Annotated in this window: 15 protein-coding genes; 8 read left to right on the forward strand and 7 right to left on the reverse strand. The window is 36.4% G+C overall.

Annotated features, from left to right (window positions below):
• Positions 1-25: 25 nt before the first annotated feature.
• The gene (locus tag AAY42_RS17400) at positions 26-1,327 is read left to right on the forward strand and encodes a DUF3570 domain-containing protein (RefSeq protein ID WP_055397513.1); all 1,302 of its coding nucleotides are present in this window, start codon (positions 26-28) and stop codon (positions 1,325-1,327) included.
• On the opposite strand, the gene AAY42_RS17405 is transcribed toward AAY42_RS17400, so the two are convergent.
• On the reverse strand, positions 1,314-1,973 hold the full coding sequence (locus AAY42_RS17405; RefSeq protein ID WP_055397515.1) for an ATP-binding cassette domain-containing protein: 660 nt from the start codon (positions 1,971-1,973) through the stop codon (positions 1,314-1,316). The genes AAY42_RS17400 and AAY42_RS17405 overlap by 14 nt on opposite strands.
• Before the next feature lie 356 nt (positions 1,974-2,329).
• Here AAY42_RS17405 and prfA point away from each other — a divergent pair, with 356 nt between their 5' ends.
• The gene (prfA, locus tag AAY42_RS17415; protein WP_055397519.1) at positions 2,330-3,406 is read left to right on the forward strand and encodes a peptide chain release factor 1; all 1,077 of its coding nucleotides are present in this window, start codon (positions 2,330-2,332) and stop codon (positions 3,404-3,406) included.
• Positions 3,407-3,464: 58 nt separating this feature from the next.
• Positions 3,465-4,286, forward strand: a complete 822-nt coding sequence (gene pyrF, locus AAY42_RS17420; RefSeq protein ID WP_055397520.1) for an orotidine-5'-phosphate decarboxylase — start codon at positions 3,465-3,467, stop codon at positions 4,284-4,286.
• A gap of 4 nt (positions 4,287-4,290) precedes the next feature.
• Here the strand turns inward: pyrF and AAY42_RS17425 are convergent, their stop codons facing one another.
• Complete coding sequence (locus AAY42_RS17425; protein WP_055397521.1) at positions 4,291-4,485, reverse strand: hypothetical protein; 195 nt, start codon at positions 4,483-4,485, stop codon at positions 4,291-4,293.
• Between the two features lie 177 nt (positions 4,486-4,662).
• On the opposite strand from AAY42_RS17425, the gene AAY42_RS17430 reads away from it, so the two are divergent.
• On the forward strand, positions 4,663-5,442 hold the full coding sequence (locus AAY42_RS17430; RefSeq protein WP_055397523.1) for an alpha/beta fold hydrolase: 780 nt from the start codon (positions 4,663-4,665) through the stop codon (positions 5,440-5,442).
• Positions 5,435-5,950 (forward strand): hypothetical protein, encoded by a 516-nt coding sequence (locus AAY42_RS17435; RefSeq protein ID WP_055397525.1) that lies wholly within the window; start codon positions 5,435-5,437, stop codon positions 5,948-5,950. Before AAY42_RS17430 ends, AAY42_RS17435 begins: the two co-directional genes overlap by 8 nt.
• Before the next feature lie 181 nt (positions 5,951-6,131).
• On the opposite strand, the gene AAY42_RS17440 is transcribed toward AAY42_RS17435, so the two are convergent.
• From AAY42_RS17440 to purU, 3 genes are all read right to left on the reverse strand, one after another.
• Positions 6,132-7,655: a helix-turn-helix domain-containing protein gene (locus tag AAY42_RS17440; RefSeq protein ID WP_082433512.1), complete on the reverse strand. Its 1,524-nt coding sequence runs from the start codon at positions 7,653-7,655 to the stop codon at positions 6,132-6,134.
• A 365-nt stretch (positions 7,656-8,020) separates the two neighbouring features.
• The gene (locus AAY42_RS17445) at positions 8,021-8,725 is read right to left on the reverse strand and encodes a DUF4197 domain-containing protein (protein WP_055397529.1); all 705 of its coding nucleotides are present in this window, start codon (positions 8,723-8,725) and stop codon (positions 8,021-8,023) included.
• 68 nt (positions 8,726-8,793) lie between these two features.
• Positions 8,794-9,642, reverse strand: a complete 849-nt coding sequence (purU, locus tag AAY42_RS17450; RefSeq protein WP_055397531.1) for a formyltetrahydrofolate deformylase — start codon at positions 9,640-9,642, stop codon at positions 8,794-8,796.
• A 142-nt stretch (positions 9,643-9,784) separates the two neighbouring features.
• On the opposite strand from purU, the gene AAY42_RS17455 reads away from it, so the two are divergent.
• Complete coding sequence (locus AAY42_RS17455; RefSeq protein ID WP_055397533.1) at positions 9,785-13,231, forward strand: methylmalonyl-CoA mutase family protein; 3,447 nt, start codon at positions 9,785-9,787, stop codon at positions 13,229-13,231.
• Between the two features lie 21 nt (positions 13,232-13,252).
• Here the strand turns inward: AAY42_RS17455 and AAY42_RS17460 are convergent, their stop codons facing one another.
• Positions 13,253-13,654: a hypothetical protein gene (locus AAY42_RS17460; RefSeq protein WP_055397535.1), complete on the reverse strand. Its 402-nt coding sequence runs from the start codon at positions 13,652-13,654 to the stop codon at positions 13,253-13,255.
• A gap of 123 nt (positions 13,655-13,777) precedes the next feature.
• On the opposite strand from AAY42_RS17460, the gene AAY42_RS17465 reads away from it, so the two are divergent.
• Together AAY42_RS17465 and AAY42_RS17470 are read left to right on the forward strand one after the other, a co-directional pair.
• On the forward strand, positions 13,778-14,230 hold the full coding sequence (locus AAY42_RS17465; protein ID WP_055397536.1) for an Lrp/AsnC family transcriptional regulator: 453 nt from the start codon (positions 13,778-13,780) through the stop codon (positions 14,228-14,230).
• A gap of 66 nt (positions 14,231-14,296) precedes the next feature.
• Positions 14,297-15,712, forward strand: coding sequence for a hypothetical protein (locus AAY42_RS17470; RefSeq protein ID WP_055397538.1), 1,416 nt, complete (start codon positions 14,297-14,299; stop codon positions 15,710-15,712).
• Here AAY42_RS17470 and AAY42_RS17475 read toward each other — a convergent pair.
• A complete protein-coding gene (locus tag AAY42_RS17475; protein ID WP_055397540.1) occupies positions 15,699-16,433 on the reverse strand; it encodes a DJ-1/PfpI family protein in 735 nt (244 codons plus the stop codon). The genes AAY42_RS17470 and AAY42_RS17475 overlap by 14 nt on opposite strands.
• Positions 16,434-16,447: the final 14 nt, after the last annotated feature.

Consider the following 16,447-nt stretch of genomic DNA (forward strand, 5'->3'; position numbering starts at 1 on the left):
CTAAGACTTAAATTACGGTAATCCAATGCTCCAGCAATTTAAAAGCCCCATAAAAATAAGTTTCGTAATAGCATTCTTATGCATCGTTGGTTTTGGAAATGCGCAACAAAACAATACTTCCTATAAAAAGCGGGTCCTAGAGACAAGTGAAATAGATTTTTTGTTCAGTTATTACAGTCAAGACGGGCAGAACGCTGCGGTAACGGGAGGCGAGGGAACGGAAGAACTTACAGATGCGACCTCTACCATTGTTTTACGAATGCCCATGAATGCCAATGATGTTCTTACTGTTGATGTCGGTTTGTCTGCCTACACATCGGCATCTTCCAGCAATGTAAATCCCTTGGATGGAAATAATCTTAACACCACTCCTTTTGATGCCTCATCGGGCGAATCAAGAAAGGATCTTTTGGCTTATATAAATCCAAGCTATCAGCATAGTTCCGAGGATCGAAATTCTATATGGACAGCTAACGCCTATTTTTCAACGGAATACGATTATTTTTCCATTGGTTTTGGGGGTAGTTACTCCAGACTTTTTAATGAAAAGAATACAGAAGTAACCATTAGCGGAAATGTCTTTTTAGATAAATGGAACGCTATTTACCCCATTGAATTACGGGATGGTTTTTTTGATAATCGGATTGTTGGAAATGGTACCTACAATCCCGTTTTTGCCGTGTTTGAAAAGGAGAATAGAAATTCATATTCAGTATCATTAAATTTTTCCCAAATCCTAGCCAAGAAATTGCAAGGATCACTTTTCATGGATGTGGTCTCTCAAAACGGATTGTTGAGTACACCTTTTCAACGGGTTTATTTTGGGGATGCCGAAGATTTTTTCATTGATGATTTTCAGCTGGCTGATGATGTTGAGCAATTGCCGGACACTAGATTTAAAATTCCATTTGGAGGAAGATTGAACTATTATGTCACCGATATGATTGTTCTACGGACCTATTATCGTTTTTACTGGGATGATTGGGGGATTACATCCCATACCGCAAGTATTGAAGCACCGGTTAAGATAACGGACAAATTTACGTTGTATCCCACATATCGCTATTATACCCAATCCGCTGCCGATTATTTTTATGCAAAAGAAGATGCGCAATCCACATTCGATTTTTATACTTCGGATTATGATTTGTCCGAATACGATGCACACCAATATGGTCTTGGCATTCAGTACAAGGATATTTTCACCAATACCAAGATCTTGACCTTTGGACTAAAGACCATTGATTTGCGTTTTAGCAAGTACGACAGAAGTAATGGACTAAATGCTTCTATTGTTACGCTGGGGACCACGTTTATCGGGAATTAGGCAATACGTAACCCTCTTTTTCCAAATCTTCTTGGATGTTTATCTGTTTGGAGTATCCATCCTTTAAAAGGTAAATCGTATTACTCACTTCTAAGATATCCCGGTAGAAATGATCTGTGAGAAGAATAATTTTTCCCTTCTTCTCATAGTTAATAATTTCCTTGAATCTTTCAATATATATAGGTGCGATGAAAGAAAAGGGCTCATCCAGTAAAATAATTTTCTTTTTTTTGGTGATAATAAGATAGGTTTCCAGTACTCTAAGTTCTCCGCTTGAAAGTTGGGAAATTCGGTATTTTTTGTAAATCTCAAAACTTTTGAAGTTTTCAATAAACCTGTTCCAGTCGGCATTGAATAAATTAAAAGCGGTATCTACTTTTAGATTTTTTGGTAGCAGTCGGTGTTGCGGCAGGTATGCGATGGAGTTTGATTGAAACAACGATTTTTTAATATTCTTCCCATCGACTCGTATGGTTTTATACTTAGGTTTTAAGTTTCCAAATAGGATTTTCAGTAGGGAAGTCTTACCGCATCCATTTCTTCCCAAAATCCCTGTAACCTTTCCTTCCTGTGCACTCAGATAAATACCATACAGTACCTTTCTCGACCCAAAACTCAGTTCTATGTTATCAATTTCAAGAATCAAATAAAAAAAAGGTTAGATAGATAATTAAAGTTGTAATCACATCAAAAATGAAAGAAATCAGGAAGAGCATTGTTTTAGAGATGCCAAAATTCTGATAGAAGGTCAGTTCCTGTCTGTACTTAGTTTCTTGGAGTATGATAAAAATTAATCCAAGCATCAATAACTTAAAACCCATAACCGAGGAAAATGGAGCTCTTGCATAAAACAGAATAATAGCAATTATACTGGAAACAAGAAGTATGATCCGATAAAAGAAAAAAATAAGATAGTAAGTTTTCAGGCGTAGTAAAGGATGCATAGCGTTTACTAAATGTACAAATTAATCGTAAATTCGCATTCCTAACGCGGATTGATTTATGCTAGACAAACTCAATATAGTAAAACAACGTTTTGACGAGGTTTCTGACCTTATAATTCAACCAGATATAATAGCGGACCAAAAGAGGTATGTAAAGCTCAATAAGGAGTATAAAGACCTTAAGATGCTTGTTGATAAGCGCGATCAATATATTGAGTTAACAAACAATATTAATGAAGCAGAAGAGATAATTTCTGATGGAAGTGATGCGGAAATGTTGGAAATGGCGAAAATGCAATTGGATGAGGCCAAAGCAGGACTGCCAAAACTTGAAGATGAAATTAAGTTTTTACTGATACCCAAAGACCCGGAGGACGAGAAGAATGTGGTGATGGAAATTAGAGCGGGAACTGGGGGTGATGAAGCCAGTATTTTTGCCGGGGACCTCTATAGAATGTACGCCAAGTACTGCGAATCCAAAGGCTGGAAAACCAATATTATTGATTTAAACGAGGGGACCAGTGGTGGTTATAAGGAAATTCACTTTGAAGTATCTGGTGAAGATGTTTATGGCACGCTTAAGTTTGAGGCCGGAGTACATAGGGTTCAAAGGGTCCCACAGACCGAAACCCAAGGAAGGGTACATACTAGTGCGGCAACAGTGATGGTAATTCCAGAGGCAGAAGATTTTGATGTGCAAATAGAGCCCAAGGATGTACGAATTGATTTTTTCTGTTCATCGGGGCCTGGAGGGCAATCGGTGAATACGACATATTCTGCAGTACGATTGACCCACATTCCGACAGGTTTGGTGGCACAATGTCAAGATCAGAAGTCACAGCATAAAAACAAGGAAAAAGCCTTTAAAGTGTTACGTTCTAGATTGTACGATTTGGAATTGGCAAAAAAACAGGAAGAAGATGCAGCCAAGCGTAATTCCCAGGTGAGTAGCGGTGATCGTTCAGCAAAAATTAGAACTTACAACTACCCGCAAGGACGAGTAACGGATCATAGAATTGGTCTGACACTCTATGATTTGCAAAATATTATCAATGGTGATGTACAGAAGATTATTGACGAATTAATGTTGGTAGAGAACACAGAAAAACTAAAAGAAGCATCGGAGATTTTTTAGCATTAGTAGCTAGTATTGAATTAATTGTCAATTCGGGCGTAGTCGACAACCTTTGTAAATGAAAATAGACCACTTAATTTCCCAAATCAAACAAAAAAACTCCTTCCTCTGTATTGGTTTGGATACAGATTTGGATAAGATACCCAAGCATCTCCTTAAAGAGGAAGATCCTATTTTTTCATTCAATAAAGCAATTATTGATGCCACGCATCAATTCTGTGTGGCCTATAAGCCCAATATTGCTTTTTATGAGGCTTATGGCCTAAACGGATGGAAATCCTTGGAACGGACAATGAAGTATCTGAATGCTGAATACCCTGAAGTTTTTACCATTGCAGATGCAAAAAGAGGGGATATTGGAAATACGTCTACTAGATATGCCAAAGCTTTTTTTGAAACCCTAAATTTTGATTCGATAACCATAGCTCCGTATATGGGAAGAGATTCAGTTGAGCCATTTTTGGAATTTGAAAACAAGCATACCATTTTATTGGCCTTGACCTCAAACCAAGGGGCTTTCGATTTTCAAACAAAAAATGTTGGTGAACATGAACTCTATAAGGAAGTTTTGGAAGTATCGAAAACATATAAGAATTCAGAAAATCTAATGTATGTGGTTGGTGCAACCAAAGCATCTTACTTAAAGCAAATAAGACATATTATTCCGGAAAATTTCTTGTTAGTGCCAGGTGTAGGCGCACAAGGAGGAAGTTTGCAGGACGTATGTGCCTACGGAATGACTAAAGATGTTGGCCTATTGGTAAATTCTTCAAGAGGAATAATCTACGCTTCCCAAGGAGAGGATTTTGCTATGGCAGCAAATAACAAAGCAAGAGGGCTGCAACAAGTAATGGAGATTGAATTGCGCAAACGGAATTAATAGTTTAAGCTAAATTCTCCAATATTTTTTTAATTGCCTGAGCCTTTTGCTTAAAAAATTCTCCCAAATTGGTATCCATGTAAGTCGTGTCAGCGGCTTTTTCAATAAAGCTTTGATATCTATATTCTAAAACCGATATGGCCTGATTTCCACTGGTGATTGGAGTAACTGCTCCAACTCTACAATATTGATTTTTCATTTCTAAAGATTTGTTCTACCAAAGATACGTTGAAAACAAGGTTTTGGACTACAAGAGAATTGTCTATACAACTAGAAATCAGGCACTTTATCTAAAAATTAACAAAAAACAAAGCGTGATGCCCATGATCTTGCCATTTTCAAGGAAAAAATTAACGTACTTTTATAAAAAACAACTTTGCTTAATTATACCGCGTATCGGCATAAATCATCAGAACAGTGGGTTACATTTGTTCATGGTGCGGGAGGTAGTTCTACAATTTGGTACAAACAACTTAGGGATTTTAAAAAGCACTTTAATATTCTATTATTGGATTTAAGGGGGCACGGCAACTCAAAACCCAACATCAAGGATGCCTTTAATGATAAGTATACTTTTGATTCTATTACTGCTGATATCGTAGAGGTTTTGGATTATGAGGAAATCGATAAATCGCATTTCATTGGCATTTCATTAGGCACAATTTTAATTCGAAATCTGGCTGAGAACTATTCCGGTCGAGTAAAGAGCATGGTAATGGGTGGTGCAATTATGAAACTTAATTTTCGCTCACAGTTACTTATGAGGCTGGGAGTGATTTTTAAATCTATAGTTCCTTATATATGGTTGTATAAATTTTTTGCGTTTGTGATCATGCCAAATAAAAACCATAAAGAATCTCGGCTGCTTTTTGTAAGAGAGGCTAAAAAACTATACCAAAAAGAATTTATAAGATGGTTTAAGTTAACCTCTGAAATTAACCCACTACTACGTTTTTTTAGAACGGTGGATATCAAGATTCCAACCTTTTATATCATGGGAGGAGAGGATTATTTGTTTTTACCCACCATTAAAAAAGTGGTTAATTCTCATGCTCAGTCCACATTATTTGTAGTTGAAGATTGCGGGCATGTAGTTAATGTGGAACAACCTATCATCTTTAATAAAGAAGTAATAAACTACTTGCAAAATGTATAGTAATTATTGGAAACCTTTCTTGACAATATCAGTTTTTCTGATTTCTTTTTCCATCGGTGCGCAAGATGAACAATCTTGCAACTGTTGTTCAGAAGAACATAAGGCATTTGACTTTTGGGTCGGTAACTGGGAGGTGACCAACGCAAATGGAGACATCGCAGGAAAGAATAGTATTAGTAAAGAAGAGAACGGTTGTGTTATTCGTGAAAACTGGACCAGTGCCAAACCTGGTTACACGGGAACAAGCCTTAATTTTTTTAATACGGTTTCAAGGCAATGGCAACAGCTTTGGGTCGATAACGGCGGCTCGTATTTAAAACTAAAAGGTAATAGAATTGGAAATAAAATGATATTATCTTCTGATGAATTTACAAAAGATGGTAAAAGCTATATAAATAGAATTACCTGGACAAAAAATGATGATGGTACAGTTAGGCAATTTTGGGAGGTTCTACAAGGAGATAAGGTGGTCAATATTGCTTTTGATGGATTATATAAAAGACAGTAAAAAACAGCCCAACGCCAGTTGTGTTGATGACTAATTCAAATTGAATAGGAGAGAAATATAAAAGAATGATTGTAACTGTCCGATGAGCTGTTTTAATGTATTAAGTTAGCCTATCTGAACCTATTTTTAGAAATACCTGATAAACCTTTCCATAGCCGATTTAAGTTTACTTAGCCCAAAACTAGACTCCTATCATATTTTTTTGATATTCTGTTGGAGTAAGTTGGGTGTCCTTTTTAAATGCTTTATTGAAAGTAACCTTGTTATTGTAGCCAACTTCGTATGCAATATTGATAATGTTCAACCTTTGTGATGTGTCTTCCTGAAGTAGTTGTTTAGCCTCCGTTATTCGATACATATTTACAAATTCATGAAAACTAACATCAAAATGCTCATTAATAATCTGAGAGGCGTTGTGGCGGGTGGTATTTAATTTTTGAGCCACCATATCGAGGTTTATGTTGTTTTTTCTATAAATCTTTTCAACCGCAAAAAGATAAATAAGATTTTCTTTCAATTCATTTGATAAACTTGGGGTAAGTCCGGACTTTTTGTATTTATCAAAAAACTTATGGGTATATGCAAATACACCATTTACCAAATTAGGTCTAACACTTGCTGAAAAACCTACAAAAAGAACCATAATCGCCATGCATACATTTGGGACATGAATTGCCGCAGCGGTAAAACTATAAACAATTATTACAAGCCCAAATGTTATATAAGCAATAATATATGAGAAATGGATGTAATAAATATTCCGTTGCCAATTTTTACTTTGGCTATTAAGGGTTTGGTCCTTTTTACTCTTAAGGTACAGTTTTCGAACAAAGAAACCATATATCATTAAAGAAATTGCCTTTGTCAAAATCAAAATTAAAAGCTCAGAGTCTATTGGCGCATCAACTCCAAGACTTGCTCTTTCTAGTAGTATTTTCAGTTTTTGATCAGAGGTTTGAAGAATATGAACGGGAATCACATAAAGTGCCAGTAAAACCGTTGGAATTAAATGTAGTAAATCCCTGGCCTTAAAAACATAAGAAAGTGTTATCCTTTTAAAATAAAAGTAGAGTAATGGACCATAGAGATACGAAAACAGAATGGACATTAAATAAGTATGCGGATATTCGAAATGGTAATTGGCAAGACTTATTGAAATATGTAAAATAAAAATGGAATTGATGAAAACAAATGCAGAAACAAGAATTTTTGCCTGTAAGTCTATGTTTTTGTTGACCAGTATAACAATCGAAATATAGAACCCAATTATAGAGACGTAAAGATAGACCAATGGCCAAAACCCCAACTGGGGTAGATAGCGCTGAGAAATTAAATTAAATTGCGGGGAATCTCTAATGTTATCAAACCCTTCATGCTGAATAAATGCAGCATTAAAATCAATCATGAGGTAGTCCTCCAGATAGTTTACAGATTCTTCAGGTATGTTAAGCGCAGCCTTACTTAGTGCAAGTTTTTTAAGAACCCTCGTTTTTTGCAGATCAGGTTGACCGTTGAGGTTTTTTTCATAAATATCGATTGCTTTTTGATATCTATTTATATTATAGTAGTAATCGGCCCATTTCAAAGAATCTTGAAATGAAATAGGCGAAACCGATGTAGAGCGCTCATTGATTTTAAAAGCAGTTCCGTAACCGAACATGGCGAACAACAAGCATACAAGAACGAGTAGTTTTGAATGTCCCATTTTTTGATTGTGAATTAGCTGCTTAAGTAAATTACAGAATTAGAAAATTCCAAACGTTAAATAAGTCATAAAAAAAGTAAGCCCCGATAAGAATTTACTCTTTCAAATTCAATGCTCGCTATCAGATTAGGTCCAAATGTATTGATGGAAAATTGACCATATTAAAATGCAAAAACCGGTGCGAACACCGGTTTTAAACTAACTAACTCAAAAAAATGCTAACTCAGATAATCTTTTGCAAAATTCAATTATAAGCTATATACCAATGTTAATTTAACTTTAGGATTTTGTTATAATTGACATGTTTTACTAAGAAAAGAACGGTGATATATTTAACTTATTGCGTATACGGGAAAATTTTGTGATTAATCTTGAAGAGCGAATACTTTTCTTAACAAATCTGTTGTCCTAGATGAAATCTTGGTCCGTATATCCTTTTCTTCAATTGCTATCATAGTATAAACACCATCCAAAGCCTCCTGGGTTGTATAATCGGTTAAATCAGGGTTTACGTTCGAGGTAAGGGGTAGGTTATTATACTTGGTTATTATATTGCTCCAAATTTGATCTGCGCCAACTTTACTGAATGAGGTCTTTATAATTGGGTTGAATTTTTCATAGAGTTTAGTCTTGGTAGATTGTTCTAAATATATTGTAGCTGCATTGTCATTGCCCAACAGAATTTGCTTGGCATCACTAAAAGTAATTCCCTTTACGGCATCTACAAAAATTGGAGTAGCTTCATTAACAGCATCTTCAGCAGCATTGTTCAAAATTCGGAGACCTTCATCTGCTAGGCTGCTAAGACCAACATCCCTAAGCGTTTTGTCCACTTTCTTTAACTCTTCAGGCAACAAAATCTTAACGAGGTCATTTTTGAAAAAACCATCCTTAACGGACAATTTGTTCACTTGTTTTTCAATTCCAAGATTTAGGGCATCTCTAAGTCCTTGTGCAATTTCAGCGTTGCCAATGCCAGTTGTTCCTTGTGGTAATTGGTTTACAACTTGTTGCAGTTCGGTACAGCTTATAAGCTGAAAGGCCAGAAGGCCAAGCAGTAATTTTTTCATGTTTAATAATTTATAGTTGAAGTGAAATTACTGTTATTAGTAAAACAATATGCCTTATGGAATAATATTTAAGAAAAAATTACCGTCTTATTATTATAAACCATTGTTTTTCGCGCCACATGATGCTGTACAGCCTGGGAGAGCACAATTTTTTCCAAATCCCTGCCTTTGGTAATAAAATCTTTTATGGAATGTGAATGCGATACTGTTGTAACACCTTGCTCAATTATGGGCCCCGCATCTAATTCAGCGGTTACATAATGGCTTGTTGCCCCAATAATCTTAACACCACGTTCAAAGGCTGCATGATATGGTTTGGCCCCTGCAAAGGCAGGTAAAAACGAGTGATGGATGTTGATTATTTTTTGAGGATAAACATCAATGACTTTTGAGGATAATATCTGCATGTATCGCGCCAAAACAATAAAATCTACATTGTATTCATTCAATAAATCCAGTTGCCGTTCTTCAGCAGTTTCCTTAGAGTCCTTGGTTACCGGAACGTGATAATATGGAATCTGAAATTGCTCGGCTATATAATTTAGATCCGGATGATTGCTCATGATAAAAGGAATGTCTACCAATAACTCTCCAGATTTGTATCGGCTTAGCAGGTCATAAAGACAATGGTTGTACTTAGATACAAAAACGGCCATTTTGGGCCTTACACTATCGGTATATACCCCTAATTTCATTTGATACTTTTCCTCCAGACCCTTCTTAAACTCTTTTTTAAACTCCGGTAAACGGATGTTGTCTTCAAACTCACTTTCCAATCGCATAAAAAATACACCAGCTTCCTTATCAACGTGCTGATCTAGGTAAATAATATTTCCATTTTGTTCGTGGATGAATGTTGTTACCGCTTTAATAATACCAGATTGATCCGGACAATGTATAAGTATCGTGAGTTTCATACCTCTAATTTAACGCCATAAAATTATGATATTCAAAAAAAGCAACTGAAACTAACTTTAATTTTTATAAAATTCTAACTAAAAACAATTATATGTTGCATTTTCTGTAAATTGCAAAGCAAAAACAGCTTAGTTATTGCTAATGGAACAAATAAAGGCGTATCAACCTAAAAATAAGATTAGAATTGTTACAGCGGCTTCGCTATTTGATGGTCATGATGCCGCTATCAATATCATGCGGCGTATAATTCAATCCACAGGTGTTGAGGTGATTCATTTGGGTCATGATCGGAGTGTAGCCGAGGTTGTAAATTGCGCCATCCAAGAAGATGCAAATGCTATAGCTATTACCTCATACCAAGGAGGACACAATGAGTATTTTAGGTATATGTTCGATTTGCTCAAAGAAAGAAATGCCAATCATATTAAAATTTTTGGTGGGGGCGGTGGAGTTATCCTTCCTGAAGAGATTAAGGATTTGATGAATTATGGAATAGAACGAATCTATTCTCCAGATGATGGTCGTCAAATGGGACTCCAGGGAATGATTAATGATTTGGTTGAGCGTTGTGATACGGAAGTTCCTGATTTAAAGTTGAGCAAAGGCAAAAAACTGAATGAGCTACTAATAGAAAAAGATTCAAGCGTAATAGCCCGATTAATTTCTTTGGCTGAAAATAGGCACGACCGCTTTGAGGTTTTTGAGTCTGAGATAAACAAGAAAAATGGTCATGTTCCAGTTTTGGGGATAACTGGTACAGGAGGAGCGGGAAAATCCAGTTTGGTAGACGAATTGGTACGAAGGTTTTTGACCGATTTCCCCAAAAAACATATTGGAATAATTTCTGTGGACCCTTCCAAAAGAAAAACTGGAGGGGCACTGTTGGGCGATAGGATTAGAATGAATTCCATAAACAATGATCGTGTGTATATGCGTTCATTGGCTACCAGGCAATCAAACTTGGCACTTTCCAAACATGTATCCGAGGCGGCTGAGGTGCTTAAGGCAGCCAATTTTGATTTAATAATTCTTGAAACATCGGGAATAGGACAATCCGATACCGAAATCCTGGAACACAGTGATGTATCCTTGTATGTGATGACTCCTGAATTTGGAGCAGCTACACAGCTTGAAAAAATTGATATGCTGGATTTCGCCGATGTTGTTGCCATTAATAAGTTTGATAAAAGAGGCGCTTTGGATGCCTTGCGTGATGTGAAAAAGCAGTACATGCGAAATCAGGGTCTATGGGATGTTGATCAAGATGATTTGCCCATTTTTGGGACAATTGCATCCCAATTCAATGACCCGGGAATGAATAGACTTTATAAGATTGTGATGGATACTTTGGTTAAAAAAGCTGACTCAAAGTTGATTTCAAATTTTGAAGTTGCAAATGAGGTAGCTGAAAAAGTATTCGTTATTCCTCCTTCTAGAACCAGATATTTGTCAGAAATAGCCGAGAATAACAGAGCTTATGATAAAAACGTTGAGGAACAAGCGAGAGTAGCCCAAAAGTTGTTTGGCATTCATCAAACTATCCTATCTATCATTTCCGATGGGAATGAGAATGGGCATCTAATAAAATCTGGCCTTGACCATGTGATGATTCTGAAACAAGTTCAGAATGAAGAACTTCCCTTCATTAAATTGCTATTGACTCAATTTGATAAAGTGAAAATGAACCTTGACCCACACAACTGGGATTCCATTCTAAAATGGGAGCATACCATAAATAGGTATAAATCTGAACTATATTCATTTAAAGTAAGAGGTAAGGAAGTTAATATTGAAACACATACAAGATCACTTTCCCATAGCAAGATACCTAAGGTGGCGCTGCCCAAGTATAAAGCTTGGGGAGACATTCTTAAGTGGATTTTGCAAGAGAACGTTCCGGGTGAATTCCCATATACTTCCGGTTTATATCCTTTTAAAAGAGTTGGGGAAGACCCAACGCGAATGTTTGCGGGTGAAGGCGGTCCAGAACGCACTAATAGGCGTTTTCATTACGTGAGTCTGGATATGCCCGCCAAGCGGCTTTCAACAGCGTTTGATTCCGTAACGCTGTACGGAAATGACCCAGACCATAGACCAGATATTTATGGAAAAATAGGAAATGCTGGAGTATCAATTTGTTGTTTGGACGATGCTAAAAAATTATATTCTGGTTTTGATTTAAGTGATCCAATGACTTCCGTAAGCATGACTATCAATGGCCCCGCACCGATGTTATTGGCATTTTTCATGAATACCGCTATTGACCAAAATTGTGAAAAATATATCAAGGAAAAAGGGATAGAGCAGGAGGTGGAGCAGAAGATTTTATCAATATACAAAAAGAAAAAAAGTAAAAGACCTCGTTATTATGGAGAACTTCCGAATGGAAACGACGGCTTAGGGTTAATGCTTTTAGGGGTTACAGGCGACCAAGTTTTACCTAAAAAAGTATATGAAGAAATCAAGATAAATACCTTGAAGCAGGTTCGAGGTACAGTGCAGGCTGATATTTTAAAAGAGGACCAAGCACAAAATACGTGTATTTTTTCTACGGAGTTTGCACTACGCCTTATGGGAGATGTGCAGGCATATTTTATTGAAAACGAGGTGCGTAATTTTTACTCGGTTTCCATATCAGGATATCATATTGCAGAGGCCGGAGCTAACCCAATTACGCAATTGGCGTTTACATTGTCCAATGGTTTTACTTATGTAGAGTATTATTTGAGCAGAGGAATGGACATTGATAAGTTTGGTCCAAACCTTTCGTTCTTTTTTTCAAATGGGGTTGACCCAGAATATGCGGTAATAGGTAGAGTGGCTAGAAGGATTTGGGCTAAGGCAATGAAAGAAAAGTATGGGGCAAATTCGCGCGCCCAAATGTTAAAGTACCATATACAGACTTCGGGGAGAAGTTTACATGCTCAGGAAATTGACTTCAACGACATCCGTACCACCTTACAGGCACTGTATGCTATTTATGATAATTGCAATTCCTTGCACACGAATGCATATGATGAAGCCATTACCACACCAACGGAGGAATCTGTACGAAGGGCAATGGCTATACAGTTGATTATTAATAAGGAATTGGGGTTGGCCAAAAATGAAAACCCATTGCAAGGTTCGTTTATAATTGAGGAATTAACGGATTTGGTTGAGGAAGCGGTTTTGGTGGAGTTTGATAGAATTACGGAAAGGGGAGGAGTACTTGGAGCAATGGAAACCATGTACCAACGTTCTAAAATTCAGGAAGAAAGCTTGCATTATGAGACCTTGAAGCATTCCGGTAAATATCCCATTGTTGGTGTTAATACTTTTTTGAGTTCCAAGGGTTCGCCAACTATTTTGCCAACGGAGGTTATTAGAGCTGCAGACAAAGAGAAGAAAAATCAAATTGAAACCTTGCAAAATTTACATAGTAGAAACGAGTCCGATACGGAAATTCAATTGTTGGAGCTTCAACGAACAGCTATCAACAATGAAAATCTCTTTGAGAAATTAATGGAAGTCACAAAATATTGCTCATTGGGTCAAATCACAAATGCATTGTTTCAAGTTGGAGGTCAGTACAGGAGAAATATGTAGATTTTCTAATGGGAAAATAGGCTAGTCATTTCCGTTTTGAAGAGACTTTCTCCATTTCTTAAAGGAACCCCTAAACGTTTTGATTTCTTTTCGTAAAAGATTCAAGTATTCTTTTTCTTTGATACCATCCCTCTCTAAACCATTGCAATAAGCCAAAATGTTTCGGGTCATGATATTTATAAAGGTCATGCTTTTCATTCGAACAGAATACGAATTGCTGAGTGCAGCAAGTTCCACCTCTTTGGTAATAAGCACGGCATCTGTCATCAAGGATTGGGTAATGTCATCTCGAAAGCTGTCAATTTTACGCAAGGAAATTATTTCCTTATTATAAGCAAAATAGTTAGCTACAGCTTCGCTCAAATCTCGCAAAGCCAATGATTTACGGTATACACCTAGAGAATTTAAGGAATTTCTCTTCATTTTGTTTTAAAGCAATTTGTAACTATAAAATTACATATGAAAAAGATAATGTAACTTTGGTTTAAAAAGTAGATTTATGTATCTGCTTTTGAATATAAGGTATTATTTGATTTTTCTTTGGATATGAAGATAGATGAGTTAAACTGGGAAATTCTTGGTTGTTTACAGCAAAATGCAAGGGAGTCTTTTGCCAATATAGGACGCAAAGTGGGGTTGACGCCTCCAGCTGTTGCGGAACGGGTAAAAAAGATGGAAGACCTTGGAATAATAGAAGGATACCAAACCAGTGTTTCGTATACTTTGGCTGGGCATCAATTAAAGGCAATAATCATGTTGCGGGCGTTTATGGGTAAACTGAAGCCGTTTCTCAGTAAAGTAGAATCCTTTCAGGAAGTAATTAATTGTTATCGTATCACAGGTAATGAAAATATTATTATGGAGGTGGTACTCAAAGATCAATCACATTTAGAAAAGTTTATTGATGAACTAATTAGCTATGGCGAATGCAGAACCCATATTGTGCTTTCCAATATTGTGAACCATGCCCCTATTAAAGCAAGTAAGGTTAGCATGTAAATTTCGATTAATTTTGTAGTATCATTGGATTTTTCTTTTTGGCTAGGTTTTTGTTGAGGAACTATTATGAAAAAAATATACACTTCACTTTTTCTAATTACATTTTTGTTGCAACCTACAATTGCACAACAAATGGTCCTTAAAAAAGGAACGATTATAGAATCTTTGTCAATCAATGATTCCATTGCAGAAACTTTTTCCCTTTACCTCCCAAAAGATTTTACTACGGATAAATTTTGGCCATTGTTATTGATTATGGATTTGGAGGGTAAGCCAAAACAGACAATTTCCATGTTTGTGCAAGCTGCGGAGAAAGAAGGTTATGTGCTTGCGGCTCCTTCGGTAAAGGATAGTATTTCGTTAACGGACAACATGGTAAACACAAGCAACGCATTTCGGAAAATTATCGAAATTCTGCCCATTCATAAAGATAGGGTATATGCGGGTGGAATAGATTCTGGAGCTCGTTTAGCTAGTCTGGTCCCAATTTTTATTAGAAATGTAAATGGGGTTGTATCCGTTAATGAGTCAATGGCGAACACGGATTTATTGAACAGTAAACGTACTTTTCATTTTATTGGAATTGTTGGAAAGAGAAATTTCAACTATATAGAAATGCTTAACCTGGAAAAGGTTTTGGATAGATTTCGGTATCCCAATCAAGTTTTGTTGGATGAGAATGATGGCAAATGGCCAAATCAGAGTTATTTTAAAAAAGCTTTGCAATTGTTCACTTTAGCTGCAATGGGAAGGAAGTTTGTTGCCAAAGATTCCAGTTATATCGAAAATGCGTTTAAAGAGGACATTGCCAAGGTGAATAGGTTCAAAAACTCAGGAAGATTATTGTTGGCAGAACAATATATGGCTGAAATGATGTCGATTTACAGTGTACATAAAAACATGGATTCCTTAAGACAGGTACAAAAAGAGCTAAGAAAAAATAAAGTTTTTAGAGGAATGAAAAGAGCAGAAAGCGCGGCTTTTTTCAAAGAATCCCTGTTGAAGGAAGATTATCAATATTACATAGAGGAGGATGTCATCACCCATAATTTCAATAATTTAGGTTGGTGGAATTATCAAATGGCCGAGATACAAAAGTTTATCTCTGGAGTTAATCCCAATGAAAAGGAGATGGGTTACAGATTGCTTGGTTATGTAAACGCTTTAGCAGAAGACAATATTGAAATTGAGCTATCGGAGCCAGTAATAGATGAGGATGCCTTGGCATTTTTGTATATGTTAAAAACGATATTGGAACCGGATAATTTTGAATTTTATTTAAAAATAATATCCCTAAGTTCTAAAAATGAGGACTACGGAACCGCATTATTTTACTTGGAAGAAGCGCTAAAGAAAGGTTTTAATGATACGGATAAACTATACGGTTTGGAGGATACCGCTTTGTTGCGGATAACACCAAAATTCAACAAGTTGGTTTCCCAATATTTAAAGGATGCGCGTTACGAGATTATTGAAGAATAAGTTTTGGAACAGTATTTAAATCCCAATCAATAACAAGCCCACCAGCAAGCGACTCTGCAATCTCTTTTCCATAAAGGTGCTCACATAAATAGAGGGCAGCTTCAAAGCTTTTAGCCCCACCAGCAGAAGTAATAAATTTACCATCATGTACAAAAAGTACGCTATCCTTGACCCTCAGATGTGGAAACATGGTTTTGTAGGTGTCAATATCACTTGGAAAGGTTGTAGACACGACTTCATCTAAAAGACCAGCTTTTGCCAGTACAAAGGCTCCATCACAATGAGAAGTTACAAACAAAGCATCTTTACTCACTTTTTTGACAAAATTCAACATTATGGTATCCTTTAAATCCGTGTTTAAATGATGTTCAGCACTTGGTACTACCAGGATATCAATATCGGGAATGGAATCTTGGGTATAATCAAAGTCCGGTAGAATACGTACTCCCTCAAACGAAGTTATAGGTTCCAAAGTGTTGGCAACGGTAAACGTGTTCATGGCCTTTATTCCCTTTCGGTATTGGGTATGCTGAAAAATATCATAAGGAGCAGTAAACTCTGTGTTGTAGACACCATCCATAAGTAAAAAGGCGACATTATATTTATTGGAATCTATCTTTGGAAAAACTCTTTGCGTAGTGTCTGTTATAGTCTCATTTTTTTGACGCCCGCAGGAAACAATTAGAAGTAGAATAGTAAAAATGCAAATGTTTTTGACCATCTGTCAAGGTATTT

Source organism: Flagellimonas eckloniae (assembly GCF_001413955.1).
GTDB classification, from domain to species: domain Bacteria; phylum Bacteroidota; class Bacteroidia; order Flavobacteriales; family Flavobacteriaceae; genus Flagellimonas; species Flagellimonas eckloniae.

Coding starts and splice junctions, on each gene's coding strand:
- pyrF (WP_055397520.1), top strand. CDS start 3,465: ATGAAAATAGACCACTTAATTTCCCAAATCAAACAAAAAAACTCCTTC.
- purU (WP_055397531.1), bottom strand. CDS start 9,642: ATGAAACTCACGATACTTATACATTGTCCGGATCAATCTGGTATTATT.
- AAY42_RS17470 (WP_055397538.1), top strand. CDS start 14,297: ATGAAAAAAATATACACTTCACTTTTTCTAATTACATTTTTGTTGCAA.
- AAY42_RS17475 (WP_055397540.1), bottom strand. CDS start 16,433: ATGGTCAAAAACATTTGCATTTTTACTATTCTACTTCTAATTGTTTCC.
- prfA (WP_055397519.1), top strand. CDS start 2,330: ATGCTAGACAAACTCAATATAGTAAAACAACGTTTTGACGAGGTTTCT.
- AAY42_RS17445 (WP_055397529.1), bottom strand. CDS start 8,725: ATGAAAAAATTACTGCTTGGCCTTCTGGCCTTTCAGCTTATAAGCTGT.
- AAY42_RS17425 (WP_055397521.1), bottom strand. CDS start 4,485: ATGAAAAATCAATATTGTAGAGTTGGAGCAGTTACTCCAATCACCAGT.
- AAY42_RS17440 (WP_082433512.1), bottom strand. CDS start 7,655: ATGGGACATTCAAAACTACTCGTTCTTGTATGCTTGTTGTTCGCCATG.
- AAY42_RS17460 (WP_055397535.1), bottom strand. CDS start 13,654: ATGAAGAGAAATTCCTTAAATTCTCTAGGTGTATACCGTAAATCATTG.
- AAY42_RS17435 (WP_055397525.1), top strand. CDS start 5,435: ATGTATAGTAATTATTGGAAACCTTTCTTGACAATATCAGTTTTTCTG.
- AAY42_RS17400 (WP_055397513.1), top strand. CDS start 26: ATGCTCCAGCAATTTAAAAGCCCCATAAAAATAAGTTTCGTAATAGCA.
- AAY42_RS17455 (WP_055397533.1), top strand. CDS start 9,785: ATGGAACAAATAAAGGCGTATCAACCTAAAAATAAGATTAGAATTGTT.
- AAY42_RS17465 (WP_055397536.1), top strand. CDS start 13,778: ATGAAGATAGATGAGTTAAACTGGGAAATTCTTGGTTGTTTACAGCAA.